11 protein-coding genes are annotated in these 18,033 nt (G+C 61.8%); all 11 read right to left on the minus strand.

Translation table 11 applies throughout. From position 1 onward, the window contains the following. Positions 1-31: 31 nt before the first annotated feature. Entirely contained in the window at positions 32-1,279 is a 1,248-nt protein-coding gene (locus OU993_RS11495; protein ID WP_268157153.1) for an SAM-dependent methyltransferase, read from the minus strand. A gap of 104 nt (positions 1,280-1,383) precedes the next feature. Continuing rightward, complete coding sequence (locus OU993_RS11500; RefSeq protein WP_268157155.1) at positions 1,384-1,878, minus strand: MaoC family dehydratase; 495 nt, start codon at positions 1,876-1,878, stop codon at positions 1,384-1,386. A 38-nt stretch (positions 1,879-1,916) separates the two neighbouring features. Further along, positions 1,917-3,902 carry a glycogen debranching protein GlgX gene (gene glgX, locus OU993_RS11505; protein WP_268157157.1) on the minus strand — a complete coding sequence of 662 codons (1,986 nt, stop codon included), beginning with the start codon at positions 3,900-3,902 and terminating at the stop codon, positions 1,917-1,919. A 129-nt stretch (positions 3,903-4,031) separates the two neighbouring features. Then, complete coding sequence (locus OU993_RS11510; protein ID WP_268157159.1) at positions 4,032-5,660, minus strand: alpha-D-glucose phosphate-specific phosphoglucomutase; 1,629 nt, start codon at positions 5,658-5,660, stop codon at positions 4,032-4,034. Continuing rightward, a complete protein-coding gene (glgA, locus tag OU993_RS11515; protein ID WP_268157162.1) occupies positions 5,660-7,105 on the minus strand; it encodes a glycogen synthase GlgA in 1,446 nt (481 codons plus the stop codon). The genes OU993_RS11510 and glgA overlap by 1 nt, the downstream gene beginning before the upstream one ends. A gap of 33 nt (positions 7,106-7,138) precedes the next feature. Further along, a complete protein-coding gene (gene glgC, locus OU993_RS11520) occupies positions 7,139-8,404 on the minus strand; it encodes a glucose-1-phosphate adenylyltransferase (protein WP_268157164.1) in 1,266 nt (421 codons plus the stop codon). 23 nt (positions 8,405-8,427) lie between these two features. Continuing rightward, a complete protein-coding gene (gene glgB / locus OU993_RS11525) occupies positions 8,428-10,644 on the minus strand; it encodes a 1,4-alpha-glucan branching protein GlgB (RefSeq protein ID WP_268157166.1) in 2,217 nt (738 codons plus the stop codon). Further along, positions 10,644-13,106: a glycogen/starch/alpha-glucan phosphorylase gene (locus OU993_RS11530; RefSeq protein ID WP_268157168.1), complete on the minus strand. Its 2,463-nt coding sequence runs from the start codon at positions 13,104-13,106 to the stop codon at positions 10,644-10,646. The genes glgB and OU993_RS11530 overlap by 1 nt, the downstream gene beginning before the upstream one ends. Positions 13,107-13,338: 232 nt before the next feature. Then, on the minus strand, positions 13,339-14,607 hold the full coding sequence (locus tag OU993_RS11535; RefSeq protein ID WP_268157170.1) for a vWA domain-containing protein: 1,269 nt from the start codon (positions 14,605-14,607) through the stop codon (positions 13,339-13,341). Between the two features lie 128 nt (positions 14,608-14,735). Beyond that, complete coding sequence (locus OU993_RS11540; RefSeq protein WP_268157172.1) at positions 14,736-15,617, minus strand: transglutaminase family protein; 882 nt, start codon at positions 15,615-15,617, stop codon at positions 14,736-14,738. A 9-nt stretch (positions 15,618-15,626) separates the two neighbouring features. Continuing rightward, the gene (locus tag OU993_RS11545) at positions 15,627-18,032 is read right to left on the minus strand and encodes a circularly permuted type 2 ATP-grasp protein (protein ID WP_442792950.1); all 2,406 of its coding nucleotides are present in this window, start codon (positions 18,030-18,032) and stop codon (positions 15,627-15,629) included. Position 18,033: the final 1 nt, after the last annotated feature.

Below are 18,033 nucleotides of genomic sequence, written 5' to 3' on the forward strand. Positions count from 1 at the left end.
GACCGTCGCCTGCTACCTGATATCATCTCAGTCAGCCGGAAACGGCAATGCCCAACTGCTTTTCCCGCTCGATATAAACACGCTGCCGGTCCGTCACATAGTCGCGCACGATGGGAGCGGCGTCGCGGGAGCGGGAGAGTTGCATGTGGAAGACGAGTTGGCTGCCGGTGCGAAACATCATCTCGGCACTGATCAGGTAGAATTCCCACATGCGGGCAAAACGTTCGTCATACAGGGCGATGACCTTGTCGCGGTTCGCCTCGAACCGTTCCGTCCAGTGGCGCAGCGTTTCGGCGTAGTGAAGCCGCAGGAACTCCAGATCCGTGACCCAGAGGCTGTTCTGCTCCACGACCTCGAAGACTTCTGAAAGCGCCGGCGAATAGGCGCCGGGAAAAATGTATTTTCTCAGCCACGGGCTTGCCATGCCGGGAGGGCTCATGTGGCCGATGGAGTGGATGACGGCAAGCCCGTCATCCGGCATCAGCGCGTTGAGCTTCTTGAAGAACTCGTCGTAATGATGGACGCCGACATGTTCGAACATGCCGACCGAGACGATCCGGTCGAACGTGTCCTCGACGTCGCGGTAATCTCTCAGTTCGAATCGGACGCGGTCCGCCAGTCCCGCCTTTTGAGCGCGCTCCGAGGCCAACGCCTGCTGCTCTTTGGAGAGCGTCACGCCGGTGACCGTCACGTCCTCGAGTGTCGCGAGATAAAGCGCCAGATCGCCCCAGCCGCAGCCGATGTCGAGCACCTTCATGCCGGGTTTCAGGCAGAGCTTGGCGGCCAGCAAGCGCAGCTTGTTGCGCTGTGCCTGTTCCAGCGTCTCACCTTCCTCTCGGAAATAGGCGCAGGAATAGAGCATGTTTTCGTCGAGGAAAAGTTTGTAGAAGTCGTTGCCGAGATCGTAATGATGCGCAACGTTCTGCTGTGCCTGGCCCTTGCGGTTCGATTGCTGGCGTTTGCGGAAGCGCATCTTGATCGCGCGCAGCAGTTTCTGCAGCGGATAGGAGCCGAGTGACAGGCGGTTGACCGAAAACAGTCTGAGGAAATCCTTGAGCGTCGAGCCTTCCTCGAAGCGCATGGTGCCGTCCATATAGGCTTCGCCGGCGGCCAGTTCCGGGTTGAAGACGAGGCTCTTGTAGAGCTTCGGGTCGGTCAGCCGCATGGTGACGGCAATGCCCGGTGTTCCCTCGAAGACATGCCGTTGTCCCTCTGCATCAATGACCGTCAGCCGGCCCTTGCGGATGAAGGATTTCATCATGTGTGACAGCGGAAACATCAGTCAACCTCCGAAGAACAATCGGCATCAGGGCATATACGTCTCATCTGTATTCTGCCGGGTGTCGCCACCCGGTATGGCCACCACAAAACGATGGCTGGGGATCATGACGACCAGTCGTCGGGCCGGTCCTTGGGATCGAACTGCACGATGGTTGTCCAGGTGGCGGCGAGCGCCGGCTTGCGTTCGTTTTCGATGTCCACAGTGACGTCGTAGGTCGTCATCAGCATGCCGGCACCGCGCAGGCGTGCTTCGGTCAGCGTGAAGCGTCCGCGAATGCGTTTGCCGCTGCGTACCGGCGAGCCGAAGCGGATCTTGTCGAACCCGTAGTTCAACCCCATCGTCTGTTCGCGGATGTGCGGCAGCGAATTGTAGTTCATCGCCGACAGCAGCGAGAGCGTCAGGAAACCGTGGGCGATCGTGCCGCCGAAGGGACTTTCCGCAGCGGCCTTTTCCGGATCCGTATGGATGAATTGATGATCATGCGTGGCATCGGCAAACTGGTCGATCATGGTCTGATCGACCGTGATCCAGTCGGATACGCCGATTTCCTTGCCTACCAGATCCTTTACTTCTCTCAGTGCGATTTCACGCGGCATCGATACTCCTGATTCGCCACCAGAGACACTCGGAAATCTTACAGGCTTTCCCTGACTTTGATACCGTTGCCCGCACCTTCAACCTGCCAGGAAACGCTGCGGGCGGGAAGCCTGAAACGGTTGGCGCTTGCGCCGGTGAACAGGTCCGTCCACGGTCCGCCCGGCAACATGACGTGGATCGGCGAAAAATGCCGGTTGAACAGGATCGCCAGCCGGGTGTCGCAGGCAAACTCGCGATCATGCGTTTTCACCAGCATGGTCAACTGGCCTCGGTCTGCCGTTTCCCATTCGGCAACCGTCATCGGCGCGCCGTGTTCGTTCAGCCATTCCACATCGCCCTGCCGCCCCGTGAAAAAGGCGGTTTCGGAGAAGACGGAAAAGCGGCGGCGAAGAGCGGCAAGCGTTGCGGTGTGCTGGACGAGTTCGTCATCCAGCATGGTCCAGTCCAGCCAGGTGATACGGTTGTCCTGTGCATAGGCATTGTTGTTGCCGCCCTGCGAGCGCCCGCCTTCGTCGCCGGCCGTCAGCATGATCGTACCGCGGGTGGCAAAGAGCGTCGACAGCAGCGCCTTTACGTCCTGCCAGCGGGCGGCCACCACGGCGGGCTCGTCGCTCGGGCCCTCGACGCCATTGTTCCAGGAATGGTTCTCGTTGTGGCCGTCGCGGTTGTCCTCGCCATTCGCCTCGTTGTGCTTGTGAGCGTGGGAGACGAGATCCATCAGCGTAAAACCGTCATGGGCGGCGAGAAAATTGACGCTGCGGGTTTTGCTCTCGCCATGGCGGGCAAAAATTTCCGACGAGCCGGCGAGCGCATGGGCAAGCCGGCCGGTCTTCCAGCCATCGCCGCGCCAGTAGCAGCGCAGATCGTCGCGCGTCCGGTCGTTCCATTCAAGGAACGGGGCGGGGAAGTTGCCGAGCTGGTAACCGCCCGGCCCGATATCCCAGGGCTCTGCAATCATCACCCGGTCGCGGAGCACGTCGTCGGCAAGGATCGCCGCCAGCGTCTCGCTGTCGCGTGAAAACCCGTCGGCGCTGCGGCCAAGGATGGTCGCGAGATCAAAACGGAAACCGTCGACACCCGCCTGCAGCACGAAGTGCCGGAGCGTGTCGAGGATCAGCCGGCGCACCACCGGATGATCGCAGGCGACCGTATTGCCGGTGCCGGTATCGTTGACCAGATGGCCGGGCTCGCCCGGCACATGGCGATAATAGGTGAGGTTGTCGAGGCCGCGCAGCGAAAGGGTCGCGCCAAAACGGTCGCTTTCGCCGGTATGGTTGAAGACGAGATCGAGGATGACGCCGATACCGTTGTCGTGGAGGGTCTTCACCGTTTCGGCCAGTTCCGGGACCCCGCCCGGCACGAGGCGCGGATCGAGCGCCATGAAGGCGACGGGATTATACCCCCAGCCATTGGTAAGACCGAGGCCCGGCAGATGCCGCTCATCGATCCAGGCGGTGATCGGCATCAGCTCGACCGCATCGACACCGAGACGTTTCAGATGTTCCAGAACGGCCGGATGGGCGAGCGCTGAGACGGTGCCGCGCTGTGCTTCCGGCACCTCCGGGTGCAAGATGGTGAAGGGGCGCACGGCAACTTCGTAGATCAGACCGCCCTTCGGCAGCAGCGGTCGGGCCAGAGCCACTGGCCGGTCACGGGTCACGATCGCCTTCGGCACCAGGGAGGCGGTATCTTTGCCCTGCAGCCAGAGGCGGGAATCGTGGCGGAAGGGCCGGTCGAGCTGTTTTGCATAAGGATCGACCAGCAGCTTTGCCGGATCGAACCACAGGCCGCGGTCGGGATCGTAGGTGCCGTGGGCACGAAAACCGTAGCGCGCTCCATCACTGACATCCGCCACATCGATTTCGAAACGGCCGTCACCCACCGTCTGCATCGCAAGGCGCGCCAATTCATGCGCGCCGTCCTCGTGGAAGAGGCAAAGATCGATGCCAGCCGCATTCGCGGAATAGACGGAAAAACGCGCCCCTGCCTCGTGAAGCGTCACGCCCAACGAATCGCTGCCCATGCTCTGCCCCCGCCCGATTTTCTGATCTCCCACTCATAGTTCAGAAATGGATGACGCGGCAGGGGAGGTGACGCGAAATATTGGGGCTGCGCAACGGGGAGGCGAAGGCCTCCCCGTTGAACCGAGGGATCACGTAATGACCGTGGGGGCATTGCGCCCCGTACGTGCCTTGATCTCGGCGATTGCGTCGGCGGCGGCGATCAGGTCGGCGAGCGCTTCCTGGGTCTCGATGCCGTGGCGGGAAACGTCCGGTTCGTAGCGCTCGACGTAGACGCGCAGCGTCGCGCCGGAGGTACCGGTGCCGGACAGGCGGAAGACGACGCGGCTGCCGCCCTTGAAGAGCACGCGAATGCCCTGGTTCTTCGAGACGGAGCCATCGACGGGATCGTTATAGGCAAAATCATCGGCGCTCTCGACGGTCAGCGCGCCGAAGGACTGGCCGGGCAGGGTGGCGAGCTTGTCGCGCAGGTTTGCGACGAGACCGTTGGCGGCGTCCGTATCGACCTCTTCATAATCGTGGCGCGAATAATAGTTGCGGCCATACTCTGCCCAGTGCGCTTCGACGATCTCCTTGACCGTCTTCTTCTTGGCGGCCACGATGTTCAGCCAGAAGAGCACGGCCCAGAGGCCGTCCTTTTCGCGCACATGGTTAGAACCGGTGCCAAAACTTTCCTCGCCGCAGACGGTCGCCTTGCCGGCGTCCAGCAGGTTGCCGAAGAACTTCCAGCCGGTCGGCGTCTCGTACATGCCGATGCCGAGCTTTTCGGCCACGCGGTCGGCGGCCGCACTCGTCGGCATGGAGCGGGCGATACCGGCGATGCCTTCCTTGTAGCCCGGTGCGCAGGTGGCGTTGGCAGCAATCACCGCCAGGCTGTCGGAGGGGGTGACGAACATGCCCTTGCCGACGACCATGTTGCGGTCACCGTCACCGTCGGAGGCGGCGCCGAAATCGGGGCCGTCCGGGCTCATCACGTCGTCATAAAGTTCCTTGGCATGCACCAGGTTCGGGTCCGGATGGTGGTGGCCGAAATCCGGCAGCGGTTCGGCATTACGCACGGAGCCTGCCGGTGCGCCGAGGCGCTTTTCCAGGATTTCCACCGCATAGGGGCCGGTGACGGCGCTCATCGAGTCGATGACGACTCGGAAGCCCGAGCCGATCAGGTCGCGGATCGCGTCGAAATCGAACAGGCTTTCCATCAGGTCGGCATAGTCCTTGACCGGATCGATGATCTCGACGGTCATCTCGCCGAGTGCCACCGTGCCAACCGTATCGAGATCGACATCGGCGGCGTCGATGATCTTGTAGCTGTCGATCACCTTGGTGCGGGCATAGATGGCATCGGTGATCTTTTCCGGGGCCGGGCCGCCATTGCCGATATTATACTTGATGCCAAAATCTTCCGTCGGTCCGCCGGGATTGTGGCTGGCAGACAGCACGATGCCGCCGAAGGCGCCGTATTTGCGGATGACATGCGAGGCAGCCGGCGTCGAGAGAATGCCGCCCTTGCCGACCATGACCTTGCCGAAGCCGCTGGCTGCCGCCATTTTCAGCGCCACCTGGATGACCTCGCGGTTGTAATACCGGCCGTCGCCACCAATCACCAGAGCCTTGCCGCCAAAGCCTTCCAGGCTGTCGAAAATCGACTGGATGAAGTTCTCCGCATAGTTTTCCTGCTGGAACACCGGGACCTTCTTGCGCAGGCCGGAGGTGCCCGGTTTCTGATCCTGATAAGGGGCGGTGGAAACGGTCTTGATCATCAATGCGAACCTTTCGGTAGAAGGCTGGAATAGAGCTTTTCGTAAAGCGCGGCACTCTTGTCCCACGAGACGTCGGACTTCATGCCCTGCTTCTGGATTTGGGCCCATGTTTTTGTGTCGCCATAAAGGCGGACGGTGCGCCGGATGGCGCGTTTCAGGCTGTCGAGGGTGACGGGCCCGAAGGAAACGCCGGTCGCGACCTTGGCCGCCAGCGCGGCCGGATTGGCGTCGATCACCGTGTCGTTCAGCCCGCCGGTGCGCGATACGACCGGCACGCAACCATACCGCAGGCCATAAAGCTGGGTCAGCCCGCAGGGCTCGAAACGCGACGGGATCAGGATGGCGTCGCAGCCCGCCTGCATCAGATGCGACAGCGGTTCGTTGTAGCTGACGGTGATCGCGACACGTCCCGGATGGCGGGCCGCGGCCGCCTGCAGCGCGCCAACGAGTGCGGCATCGCCCGAACCCAGTACCGCCAGCTTGCCGCCGAGGGCGACGATCTCGTCGACGGCCTCGGCCACCAGGTCCATGCCTTTTTGCCAGGTCAGGCGCGAGATGACGCAGAACAGCGGACCGTCGTCTTCAATCAAACCGAAATGGGCTTCCACCGCACGTTTGTTTTCCAACCGAGCCTTCGTGTCGCCGGCGCCATAGGTGCGGGCGATGGAGGAGTCGGTCTGCGGATTCCAGACATCGACGTCGATGCCGTTGACGATGCCGTGCAGGTCCGGTGCCCGGCGGTTCAGCAGGCCTTCCAGGCCCATGCCGAATTCCGGTGTCAGGATTTCCTCCGCGTAAGAGGGGCTGACCGTGCTGACGGCCCAGGCGGTCTGGATGCCGGCCTTCAGGTAACCCACCTGGCCGTAATATTCGACGCCTTCTATGTCGAAGGCATGCGCGGGCAGGCGAAGTTCGGGGAAGATGGCGGCCGGGAAATTGCCCTGGAAGGCGATGTTGTGGATGGTCATGACGCTCGGCAAAGCCGGCGTCTCGGCATAACGCATATAGGCCGGCACGAGACCCGTCTGCCAGTCATGCACATGCACGAGATCCGGCTGCCAGCCGGCAAGCCCGCCGCCGGCAATCTCGGCACCGGCGAGCGAGAGGGCGGCAAAACGGTGCCAGTTGTCCGGATGGTCCTTGCCCTGCTGGTCGACATAAGGACCGCCCGGGCGGTCGAAGAGCGTCGGCGCATCGAGAACGAGAAGGTCGAGGCCCGCCACCCTGGCTTGAAGGATATCGCCCCGCACGCCGAGCAGGTCCTCGAAACGCATCACGATCGACACGTCGTCAAGCGCCGCCATAACGGCGGGATAACCGGGGATGAGGCTTCGGGTCTCCACGCCGCGTGTGGCGAGCGCGAGCGGCAGGGCGCCTGCCACATCGGCAAGCCCCCCGGTCTTGATCAGTGGGTAGATTTCGGACGCGACCGAAAGAACCTTCATGCGTTTCCCTTCATCCCCTCGGCGGGCGCTTGGTTAGAGATCGAGTTTGTCGATCATCGGCTGGGTGATCAGGCAGATGCCGCTGTCACTGCGCCGGAAGCGCTTGGCGTCCAGTTCCGGATCTTCGCCCACGATCAGGCCCTCCGGGATGGTTACACCGGCATCGATGACGACATTGCGAAGCTGCGCACGCCGGCCGATGCGGACATTCGGCAGGATGACGGCACCTTCAAGACGGGAATAGGAATTGGCCCTCACACCGGTAAACAGCAGGCTGTTGTAAAGCGAGGAGCCGGAGATGATGCAATCGCCGGAGACCACGGAAGAGACGGCCGAACCGCGGCGGTCTTCGTCGTCATGCACGAACTTCGCCGGCGGGGTGATTTCCGCATAGGTCCAGATCGGCCAGGACTTGTCGTAGATGTCGAGTTCGGGAACGATCGCGGTCAGGTCGATATTGGCCTGCCAGTAAGCATCGATCGTGCCGACGTCGCGCCAATAGGCTTCCTTCTCGAAATCGGAGCGCACGCAAGACTGGGTGAAGCGATGTGCGACCGCTTTGCCGTTCGCGACGATCCACGGAATGATGTCCTTGCCGAAATCGCGGCTGGAATTGGGGTCGGCGGCATCCTTGCGCAGGCATTCCATCAGGAACTTCGTGTGGAAGACGTAGATGCCCATGGAGGCGAGCGCGAAATCCGGTCTGCCGGGAATGCCCGGCGGGTCGGCGGGCTTTTCGACGAAATTGATGATCTCGTCCTTTTCGTTCACATGCATCACACCGAAGCCGGTCGCATCCATGCGCGGCACTTCCAGGCAGCCGACGGTGACGTCCGCGCCGGAATCCACATGCTGCTGCAGCATCAGCTCGTAGTCCATCTTGTAGATGTGGTCGCCGGCAAGGATGACCATGTATTCCGGATTGTAGGCCTCGATGATGTCGATGTTCTGGTAGACGGCATCGGCCGTGCCTTCATACCATTGCGTTTCCGAGACGCGCTGGGAGGCGGGCAGGATGTCGAAGCTTTCGTTACGCTCCGGCCTCAGGAAGTTCCAGCCGCGCTGCAGGTGGCGGATCAGCGAATGGGCCTTGTATTGGGTCGCCACCCCGAAACGGCGAATACCGGAGTTCAGGGCATTGGAGAGGGCGAAATCGATGATGCGGGCCTTGCCGCCGAAATAGACGGCCGGCTTGGCGCGGCGGTCGGTCAGTTCTTTCAGGCGGCTGCCGCGGCCTCCGGCCAGAACATAGGCCATGGCATCACGGGCGAGCGGTTGGCTTCTCTTTATTGTTGTCATGAATGGTCCCTCCCTTTACGCAATCAATTTTCCGGTTGAAGCATGATGGTGGCAAGCGGCGGCAGCGTCACTTCGGCATGGATGCTCCCCCCGGCGGAAACCGCCTGCACCCTGCCGCCATTGCCCTTGCCGCTGCCGCCATAGATTTCGGCATCGGTATTGAGAATTTCCCGCCAGCGCCCGGCAAACGGCAGCGGCACCCGGTAGCTCTCCCGATAGACAGGCGTGAAATTGGTAATGACCGCCACCGGCTTTTCACCCGGCGCCTTGCGCAGCCAGGCATAGACGGAGGCCTCCGCGTCGTCCGCCAGCAGCCACTCGAAACCCTCCGGCTCGCAATCGCGTGCATGCAGGGCAGGTTTGGAGCGGTAGGTGAAGTTGAGATCGCGCACCAGTCGGCGGATGCCTTCGTGCGGGTGGTAATGCAGCAGGTTCCAGTCGAGTGACCGTTCCTCGCTCCACTCGCTCCATTGGGCAAATTCCTGGCCCATGAACAAGAGCTTCTTGCCGGGATACCCCCACATGAAGGCATAATAGGCGCGCAGATTGGCAAATTTCTGCCAGTCATCGCCCGCCATCTTGGCGATCAGCGAGCCTTTTCCGTGCACCACCTCGTCATGGCTGAGCGGCAGGACGAAGTTTTCCGAAAAGGCATAGAGCAGGCCGAAGGTCAGCTCGTTGTGGTGGAATTTGCGGTGCACCGGCTCGCGCTTCAGATAGCTCAGCGTGTCGTGCATGAAACCCATGTTCCACTTGAAGCCGAAACCGAGGCCGCCTTCATGCACCGGATGCGAGACCTTCGGCCAGGAGGTGCTTTCCTCCGCGATCGTCATGACGCCGGGATGCGTACCGTAATTGATGGCGTTCAGCTTCTGCAGGAAACGCACGGCCTCCAGGTTTTCACGCCCGCCATATTCGTTGGGGATCCACTGGCCTTCCTTGCGCGAATAATCGAGGTAGAGCATGGAGGCGACGGCATCGACGCGCAGACCGTCGAGGTGGAATTTCTCAGACCAGTAGAGCGCGTTGTTGATCAAGTAGGACAGGACCTCAATGCGCCCGAAATTGTAGATCGCCGTGTTCCAGTCCGGGTGGTAGCCCTGGCGCGGATCGGCATGCTCGTAAAGGGCGGTGCCATCGAATTCCCGAAGCCCATGGGCATCGGTCGGGAAATGCGCCGGCACCCAGTCGAGGATCACGCCGACGCCGACCTTGTGGCAGCCGTTGACGAAGCGGGCAAAACCTTCCGGCTCGCCGAAACGGGCGGTCGGCGCATAAAGCCCGGTCGTCTGGTAACCCCAGGACGGATCATAGGGATGTTCGGTGATCGGCAGGAATTCGATATGGGTAAAACCCATATCGACCACGTAGGGGATCAGTTCGGAGGCAAGTTCGTCCCAGCTCATGAAGGTGCCGTCGGTGCGACGGCGCCAGGACCCGGCATGCACCTCATAGATGGAGATCGGCTGGCGACGGTGGTCGGCCTTGGCCCAGAACTCGCGGTGGGCCGTGTCGTCCCATTTCTGGTCCAGTTCCGGTGCCGCGATGGAGGCCGTCTGCGGGCGAAGCTCGGCCCGGCGGGCGTAGGGGTCCGCCTTCAGCGGCAGGATGTGGCCGGTCTTGTCGACGATCTCGAACTTGTAGGTGGCGCCGGGGCGGACATCGGGGGCAAAGATCTCCCAGATGCCGGTGTCGACACGCAGCCGCATCACGTGACGGCGGCCATCCCAGTTGTTGAAGTCGCCGACGACGGACACGCGCGAGGCATTCGGTGCCCAGACGGCGAAATGGAAACCCTCGGCTCCTTCATGCTTCAGCGGATGGGCGCCCATCTTGTCAAAGAGGCGCAGGTGGGACCCCTCGCGGAGCAGATAATCGTCCATCGGCCCGAGCACCGGACCGAAGCTGTAAGGGTCGGTGAGAGCCCATTCCACGTCACCGCGCCGGGCACGATAGCGCAACGGGCGCGGTTGCGGCATCGAAACGATACCTTCGAAAAAACCTTCGTCATGGCGGCGGGCGAGTTCGCCCACCTCCTGCCCGTCGAGGGACAATGCGGTAACCGCCTCGGCGCCGGGAATAAAGCAGCGGGCAATAACGCCGCCGCCGATCTTGTGCGGGCCGAGGACGGCGAAGGGGTTGCCATGAGAACCGCGGGTTATCGCCTCAATCTCGGAAAGTGGAAGTTCACCGCTACTCTTCTGTCCGTCCTTGCCGAGGGTTTTGGGCGTATGGTTCATCAGGCTCTCCAGATCTCCGTCGCATATTGACGGATGGTGCGGTCGGAAGAGAACCATCCCATACGTGCGGTGTTGCGGATTGTCTTTTCGAACCACTGGGCGGGTTCGCTCCAGATCTGGTCGACATCGCGCTGAGCCTTGGCATAGGCATCGAAATCGGCCGCCACCATGAACCAGTCGTGATTGTAGAGCCCGTCGATCAGGCCGGAGAAGCGCGAGCGGTCGTCGGGCGAGAACACGCCGGAGGCGATCGCCGACAGCGCCTGCGAAAGCTCGCGCGAACCTTCGATGAGGGCGCGCGGATTGTGGCCATCGGCCCGCGTGCGGGCCACTTCCTCCGCCGTCATGCCGAAGATCACGATGTTTTCTGCGCCCACATGATCCCGCATCTCGACGTTTGCGCCATCGAGCGTGCCGATCGTCAGCGCGCCGTTCAGCGCAAACTTCATGTTGCCGGTGCCGGAGGCTTCCATGCCGGCGGTCGAAATCTGCTCGGAAAGATCGGCGGCGGGCACCATGATCTCGGCGAGCGAGACATTGTAGTTCGGCACGAAGACGACCTTCAGCAGGCCGCGGACCGCCGGATCGTTGTTGATCACGCGCGCAACGTCATTGGCCAGTTTGATGATCAGCTTGGCGTTGTGATAACTCGGCGCCGCCTTGCCGGCGAAGAATTTCACGCGCGGCACCCAGTCGAGTTCCGGGTGCGAACGGATCTGATCATAAAGCGCGACCGCTTCGATGATGTTGAGAAGCTGGCGTTTGTATTCGTGGATGCGCTTGATCTGGATGTCGAACATGGCCGACGGGTCGAGCCGGATGCCCATGCGGCTACCGACGAGATTGGCGAGCTGTACCTTGTTGGCGCGTTTCACCGCGGCAAACTTTTCCTGGAAGGAGGCGTCCGTTGCGAAGGCATCGAGCGCCGTCAGCTTTTCGGTGTCATCCTCGAAGGCATCGCCGATCGCCTCGCGCAGCAGGTTGGTGAGGCCGGGATTGCACTGCATCAGCCAGCGGCGCGGCGTGATCCCGTTCGTCTTGTTGTTGATGCGGGTCGGATAAAGCGCATGGAGATCGGCAAACACCGTCTCCTTCATCAGGTCCGTGTGCAGGGCCGAAACGCCGTTGATGGAATGGGAGCCGACGAAGGCCAGGTTGCCCATCCGCACGCGGCGGTCGCCGTTCTCGTCGATCAGCGAAATCGCGCGGATCTGCGCGTCGCCGAACTTCTTTTCCTTGCGGGCGTCCAGCAGGATCTTCGTGTTGACCGCATAGACGATCTGCATATGGCGCGGCAGAAGGCGCTCGAACAGCGGCACCGGCCAGCTTTCCAGCGCCTCCGGCAGAAGCGTGTGGTTGGTATAGGAGAAGGTCTGGCGGGTGATCTCCCAGGCCTCGTCGAAGTCCATGCCGTGCACGTCGGTCAGCAGGCGCATGAGTTCGGCAATCGAGACCGCCGGGTGCGTGTCGTTGAGCTGGATCGACACCTTGTCGTGCAGGTTGGTGAAGTCCGGATACTGCTGCAGATGGCGGCGCAGGATGTCCTGCAGCGAGGCGGACGAGAAGAAATACTCCTGGCGCAGGCGCAGTTCCTGGCCGGCCGGATTGGCATCTGCCGGATAAAGAACGCGGGTCAGCGCTTCCGCCTTGTTGCTCTCGCGCAGCGCGCCGATATGGTCACCGGCGTTGAAGGCATCAAGCAGGATCGGGTCGATCGGCTGGGCCGACCAGAGGCGCAACGTGTTGACGCGTTTGCCGCGCCAGCCGACGATCGGCGTGTCGTAGGCCATGGCGATGACGCGCTCGGCCGGCTTCCACACGTAACGCGGTGCCTCGTCATAACCGCCGACGCTTTCCACCGAACCGCCGTAGCCGATTTCGTAGGAGCTTTCGCGGCGCTCGAATTCCCACGGATTGCCGTGGGCAAGCCAGGTTTCCGGCAGCTCCACTTGCCAGCCGTCTGCCATCTGCTGGCGGAAGAGACCGTGCACGTAACGGATGCCATAACCATAGGCGGGGATGTCGACCGTCGCCATGCTTTCCATGAAACAGGCAGCCAGACGACCGAGACCGCCATTGCCAAGGGCCGCATCCGGTTCAAGCCCGGCGATCACGTCGATATCGACGCCGAGCGATTTCAGGGCATCGCGCATTTCCGACATCAGGCCGAGATTGGTGACCGCATCGCGCATCAGGCGACCGATGAGGAACTCCAGCGAAAGATAATAAACGCGCTTGTCGCCGGTCCGGTACACCTTGCGGGTGGATTCCATCCACTTGTCGATGATGCGGTCGCGGACCACCAGAATGGAGGCCGTCAGCCAGTCGTGCGGCTTGGCGACCTTGGCATCCTTGCCGATGCGATAGGTCAGGCGCTCGATAATCTCTTCCGCCAGGATCTTCGGATTGGAACTGCGGGGAGCGGGCTGGGGGATGTCTACCGGGGAGAGGGAGTTGTTCATCAGGTCGCCAACTTTTCTGTTCTGAACGAGATCGAGCTAGGTTCAAATTATCCGTTACAGTGTCTGCCGACAGTTTATGCACCGTTGCGGGACACATGCAATCTTCCAGGTGCGATGTTCTTCGCTGCTTTGCAAAAATCGTGATCGAACATGTGACAAGTATTTGTAAAAAAACACGAAGCGCCCGCACTTGTTCCGGTGCGGGCGCTTCAAGGATCGCGTATTTGCAGGTTCAATTGGTCAGGCGGACCGCGGTTTTTGCTGCCTTGCGGCCAATATCCCCGAAGGCTTTGACCAAATCGGTCATGTTGTCCGACTCGTAGTAATTTTCGTCGCCGCTTGCGCAGGCCTTCAGAAGCGACTTACCGCGGTCGGGTGCCATGAAGGCGACCGTGAAGACGGTAATGTCGTCATCCTTTGCGGTCTGGCACTGGGCGCGGACCTTGTTGTCGATCGTCTGGTTCCAACTTGAGCTGTAGCCGGTCATCTCACCGTCCGTCATCAGCACGATGAAGCGGCCGAAATTGTCATTGCCCTTCGCCTTGTGCTGCGTCGCTTCGGTGTCGTTGGAACTCTTGAAGGCGGTCAGCGCGACGTCCAGTGCACCGGTTGCATCGGTGCCGCCGGTCGGTACCGATGGCAGCGCTTCCACATATTCGGCCGCCTTGGTCGTGCCCCAAGCCGGCTTCTGTTCCTTTTGGGTTTCGTGTGTGTACGACACGGCACCAACGCGGATGAGCTTCTTGGCTTCCTCCTGCTGCAGGCTGACGCTCGTCACATCGGGGGCGGACGCCTTCAGCAGTTCGGTGAACATGACGGAGGCGGCGGTCTTCAGAGCCGCAATCTTGGTCACGTAGTTGGTCGTCTCATACGTACCCCAGCAGTCGTACCAACCACACTTGTGCCACCCGGTGACCGTCTTTGTGGGCGTCACCGGGTCCACTGTCGTCGTATCCCAGGCCATCGAACCGGACCGGTCGAGCACCAGATACATCGACAGTGCATTTCCCTCGCGGGCGCTGTTGGCGGTGCTGGAAATGCTGATGGGTACCGTCTTGAAACCCAGCATCTGTGTCAGCGGATTGAGCTCGATGGCGTAGGTGGTGTTCATCGTGACTTCGAAGGCCTTGCTGGAGCCACCCGTTGAGGTGATCGTCGCCTCGGCGGATGTCGATCCCAGCAATTCGGCCTTGGCGGCGGCAAGCTGCTCCTCGGTCAGGCCCTGTTGTTCCAGTTCCTGGAGCTTCTGGCCGACCATATATTCCGTCGCCAAGGCCTCGGCTTCCTCCTCCGTCATCGCATCGGTGGTCGAGAGCTTGGCGGCGGCGGCCAGGGTTGCCGCATCGGCCATGGCTTGCAGATCGGCCTTCTGCTGCATCACGTTGGTCAGATCGATTGCCATACCACCCACGCCGATCGACAACGGCAAAAGCAGAGCGGTCATCATGCCGAAGTTGCCGCGGCGGTCCTTCATAAGGCGCAGGAGTGAAAAGCTGGTCATCATCGCCATCCGTTTCTGTTCATAAGAACTGAATGTACGAATACCGGTGGGCGATGGAGGAAACGCTAATGTAAATGCTACAATTTTAGCCAAGCGACCGAAAGCGGCGCGATTTATGTCCTGGTTAACTATTGCTTGAGGGGAACAACGTCCACGGCCTGCACCGTCTGATGACTGCCGTAACTCTTCAATACGCCGATCACGGGCGCGATGTCGGAATAATCCCGGCCATAACCGACGACGATATGATCGGATCCTGCGGGAATGTTGTTGGTCGGATCAAGCTCGATGTAACCGGCGGCCTTGCCGCACCAGATCCTGACCCAGGCATGCATGGCGTCCGCCCCTTCCAGGCGCTCCTTGCCCGGCGGCGGGATGGTGCGCAGAAAACCGCTGACATAACCTGCCGGAATGCCGAGGCTGCGCAGGCCGACGATCATCACGTGGGAGAAATCCTGGCAGACGCCGCGCTTCAGCTTGAAGGCCTCCTGCGGCGTGGTGTCGACGGTCGTTGCTTCCGCGTCGTATTTGAAGTCCTTGTGGATGCGCTGGCAGAGCGCTGCCGCAATCTCGCGCACCGTCTGACCGGGTTTGACAAGGTCGCGGGCATAGGCGGCGATCTGCTTGTCTGCGGGAAGGCGCGGGCTGGTGCCGATCAGGTGATGCGGGGAATCCGGATCAACGGAGCGCAGATCCGACAGTTCGGCCTGGAGTTTGGGCAGTTCCGGCGAAAGGTCGGCGGTCAGCGGCAATGCCTCCACCTGAACCCGCGCCTGCATGCGGATATCGAGTCTTTCATGCGGAGAGCGGAAGGCGATGGAGGTTGCCGGTTGGCCGAAAAAATCCGTGAAGCCGCCGCGTTCGTCCGCGGTCGGCGAGATGGTGATCGAACCCGCGATCAGGCGCTGGCGATGGGCGATCGACAGCGGCATGACCCGCAGGATATGCCGGGCTCCCGAAGCCGGCACGTCGTAGATGTAGCCCATGTGCAGCGAGAGATCGTAAAGCATGGGGCTCTCTTATCCAAAATAGGTCTGGCCAATGAGGTCGGACAGCTTTTCCATCTCGGCCTCCAGCTTCTGGTAGATCTCGGTCGTCATCGTCTCCGGCGTCATCACCGCGAGCCCCGAATGCAGGCGCATCGATTCCCGCTCGAGGGCCGACATCTGGCCCGTGCCATGCGGGTGAGGAAGCTGTTCCACCTCGGTGCGGATCTCGTTCAACTGGAAGAGGATCGAGCGCGGGTTCAGCGGGTCGAGCGCCAGAAGATCGGTTACCGTCAGGCGGGCCGTGTTGACGTTGTAGCGGCGGCGATGGGTCATCACGCTGTCGCCGATCTCCAGCAGCATGTCGAGCGAGCCGTCCGGCGCATCGGGGCCGGACATATGGCCGAGCAGGCGGGTCATGTGCAGGCCGCGTTCCAGATAACGACCGATGGAGAGGAAACGCCAGCCTGTGAAGCGGTACATGTTTTCATGCACCAGACCGGCAAAGCCCGCGAGCTTGCGCAAGAGCACGGTCATGGCATGCGCCGCATCGTCGCCGTGCTGCACGGCCTCGTGAAAACGCTTGGCGGTCTTGGCCAGATCGTTCAGCGCCAGCCAGCCATCCGGCGAGAAGCGGTCGCGGATATTGCTGGCGGAATAGATGGCGCTGTCGATGTTGCGGATCAGGGGTGCGGGCACGGCTTTCGCCATGTCCATGTCGATGCTCTTCATATAGCGCGTCACATCGGCGAGCAGCGGCTGTTCCGGATCGGCGCTTTCGGCAAAACGCATGTGCCAGGAGCGCAGGATGCGTAGCGCGCCTTCCGCCCGCTCGATATAACGGCCAAGCCAGAACAGGTTGTCGGCGGCGCGGCTCGGCAGGCTGCCCGGCATGTTGCGCGAGAAGATTTCTTCCGGTGGCAGAAGCGTCTGGCGTTCGACGGGCTTGTCGGAAACGATCCACACATCCGCCGCACTGCCGCCGGCCTGCATGGCAATTGCCGCCACATCGTCGCCGGAACCGATGCGGGCAAAGCCACCCGGCATGATCTGCCAGCCCTTTTCCGTGCGCGCCGCAAAGACGCGCAGCGACATCGGCCGCGGCGTCAGCTTGCCGTCGACGAAGGCCGGCGTGGTCGACAGCGTCACCACTTCCTGGCCTACCAGCTGGTTGGCTTCCGCCGCCAGCCAGGCCTCGATCTCCGCCTTGGTGCCGCCGCGCTTTTCGCCGAGCACCGACTGGCCGTTGTCGTCAAAGAAGGGGGCACGGGAATAGGCCGGGCCGATCACCATCTTCTTGATGTTTTCCGCCACATGCTGGCGTTCCGCTTTCTGACCGCACCACCAGGTAGCGATCGAGGGCAGAATAAGCTCTTCGCCCAGCAGGCGACGACAGATGGTCGGTGTAAAGGCAAGCAGTGCGCGGGTTTCCAGAATGCCGGAGCCCAGCGCATTAACGATGGTGACCGAACCGGCGCGCAGCGCCTGCACCATGCCGGCAGTGCCGATATGCGAGTTCTGGTTCAACTCAAGCGGATCGGCGTAAGAGGCATCGAGGCGGCGCCAGAGAACGCCGATCGGCTTCAAGCCAGCGACGGTGCGCACCATCACCCGGTCGTTGACCACCGTCAGATCCTCGCCTTCCAGCAGCATGAAGCCGAGGTAACGGGCAATATAGGCGTGTTCGAAATAGGTCTCGTTGGCGGGACCCGGCGTCAGAACCGCGATCCGGTCGTCCGGATAACGCTTGTGGGCCTGCAGCGCATCGCGGAAGGCGCCGAAGAAGGAGGCCAGCCGATGCACATGCGTTTCGCCATAGATATCGGAGAAGGCGCGGGTGGTGGCGACACGGTTTTCCAGCGCGAAACCCGCGCCGGAGGGGGCTTGCGTGCGATCCGTCAGAACCCACCAGTTGCCATCCGGCCCACGGCCGATCTCGAACGAACAGAAATGCAGGTAATGGCCACGGGCGGGTTTCACCCCGACCAGCGGTCGCAGGAATTCCGGATTGGAGGCAACCAGGGCCGGCGGCAGGATGCCTTCTTTCACGAGCGTATTGTCGCTGTAGATATCGGCGACGATCTTTTCGAGAAGTTCCGCGCGCTGGACGAGACCGGCGGAGACCTTTTCCCATTCCTTGCCGTCGATCAGCACAGGCACATGCGAGATCGGCCAGCTGCGCTCGGCATTGCCCTGGGCGCCGTAGGAGCGATAAAAGACGCCAGCATCACGCAGGTAACGATCGGCGCGGGCAAAACGTTCGTGCAGTTCGCCCTCCGACATGCGGCCCAGCGCATCTATGAGGGTCTGCCAGACCGGGCGGATCTGCCCGTCCCGGTCCAGCATTTCGTCGGAAACGCCCGGCAAGGCGCGATAGCCGAGGATGGGATCGTCACCGATCTCCTCATTATGCTCGGCGATCTCGCTTGCCGGATCAATT

Origin of the sequence: Rhizobium sp. SL86 (assembly GCF_026672545.1) — a bacterium.
Classification (GTDB): Bacteria; Pseudomonadota; Alphaproteobacteria; order Rhizobiales; family Rhizobiaceae; genus Neorhizobium.

Bases quoted from the DNA above. Each gene is read 5' to 3' on its own strand.
- OU993_RS11495 (WP_268157153.1), bottom strand. From the start codon at position 1,279: ATGTTTCCGCTGTCACACATGATGAAATCCTTCATCCGCAAGGGCCGG.
- OU993_RS11500 (WP_268157155.1), bottom strand. From the start codon at position 1,878: ATGCCGCGTGAAATCGCACTGAGAGAAGTAAAGGATCTGGTAGGCAAG.
- glgX (WP_268157157.1), bottom strand. From the start codon at position 3,902: ATGGGCAGCGATTCGTTGGGCGTGACGCTTCACGAGGCAGGGGCGCGT.
- OU993_RS11510 (WP_268157159.1), bottom strand. From the start codon at position 5,660: ATGATCAAGACCGTTTCCACCGCCCCTTATCAGGATCAGAAACCGGGC.
- glgA (WP_268157162.1), bottom strand. From the start codon at position 7,105: ATGAAGGTTCTTTCGGTCGCGTCCGAAATCTACCCACTGATCAAGACC.
- glgC (WP_268157164.1), bottom strand. From the start codon at position 8,404: ATGACAACAATAAAGAGAAGCCAACCGCTCGCCCGTGATGCCATGGCC.
- glgB (WP_268157166.1), bottom strand. From the start codon at position 10,644: ATGAACCATACGCCCAAAACCCTCGGCAAGGACGGACAGAAGAGTAGC.
- OU993_RS11530 (WP_268157168.1), bottom strand. From the start codon at position 13,106: ATGAACAACTCCCTCTCCCCGGTAGACATCCCCCAGCCCGCTCCCCGC.
- OU993_RS11535 (WP_268157170.1), bottom strand. From the start codon at position 14,607: ATGACCAGCTTTTCACTCCTGCGCCTTATGAAGGACCGCCGCGGCAAC.
- OU993_RS11540 (WP_268157172.1), bottom strand. From the start codon at position 15,617: ATGCTTTACGATCTCTCGCTGCACATGGGCTACATCTACGACGTGCCG.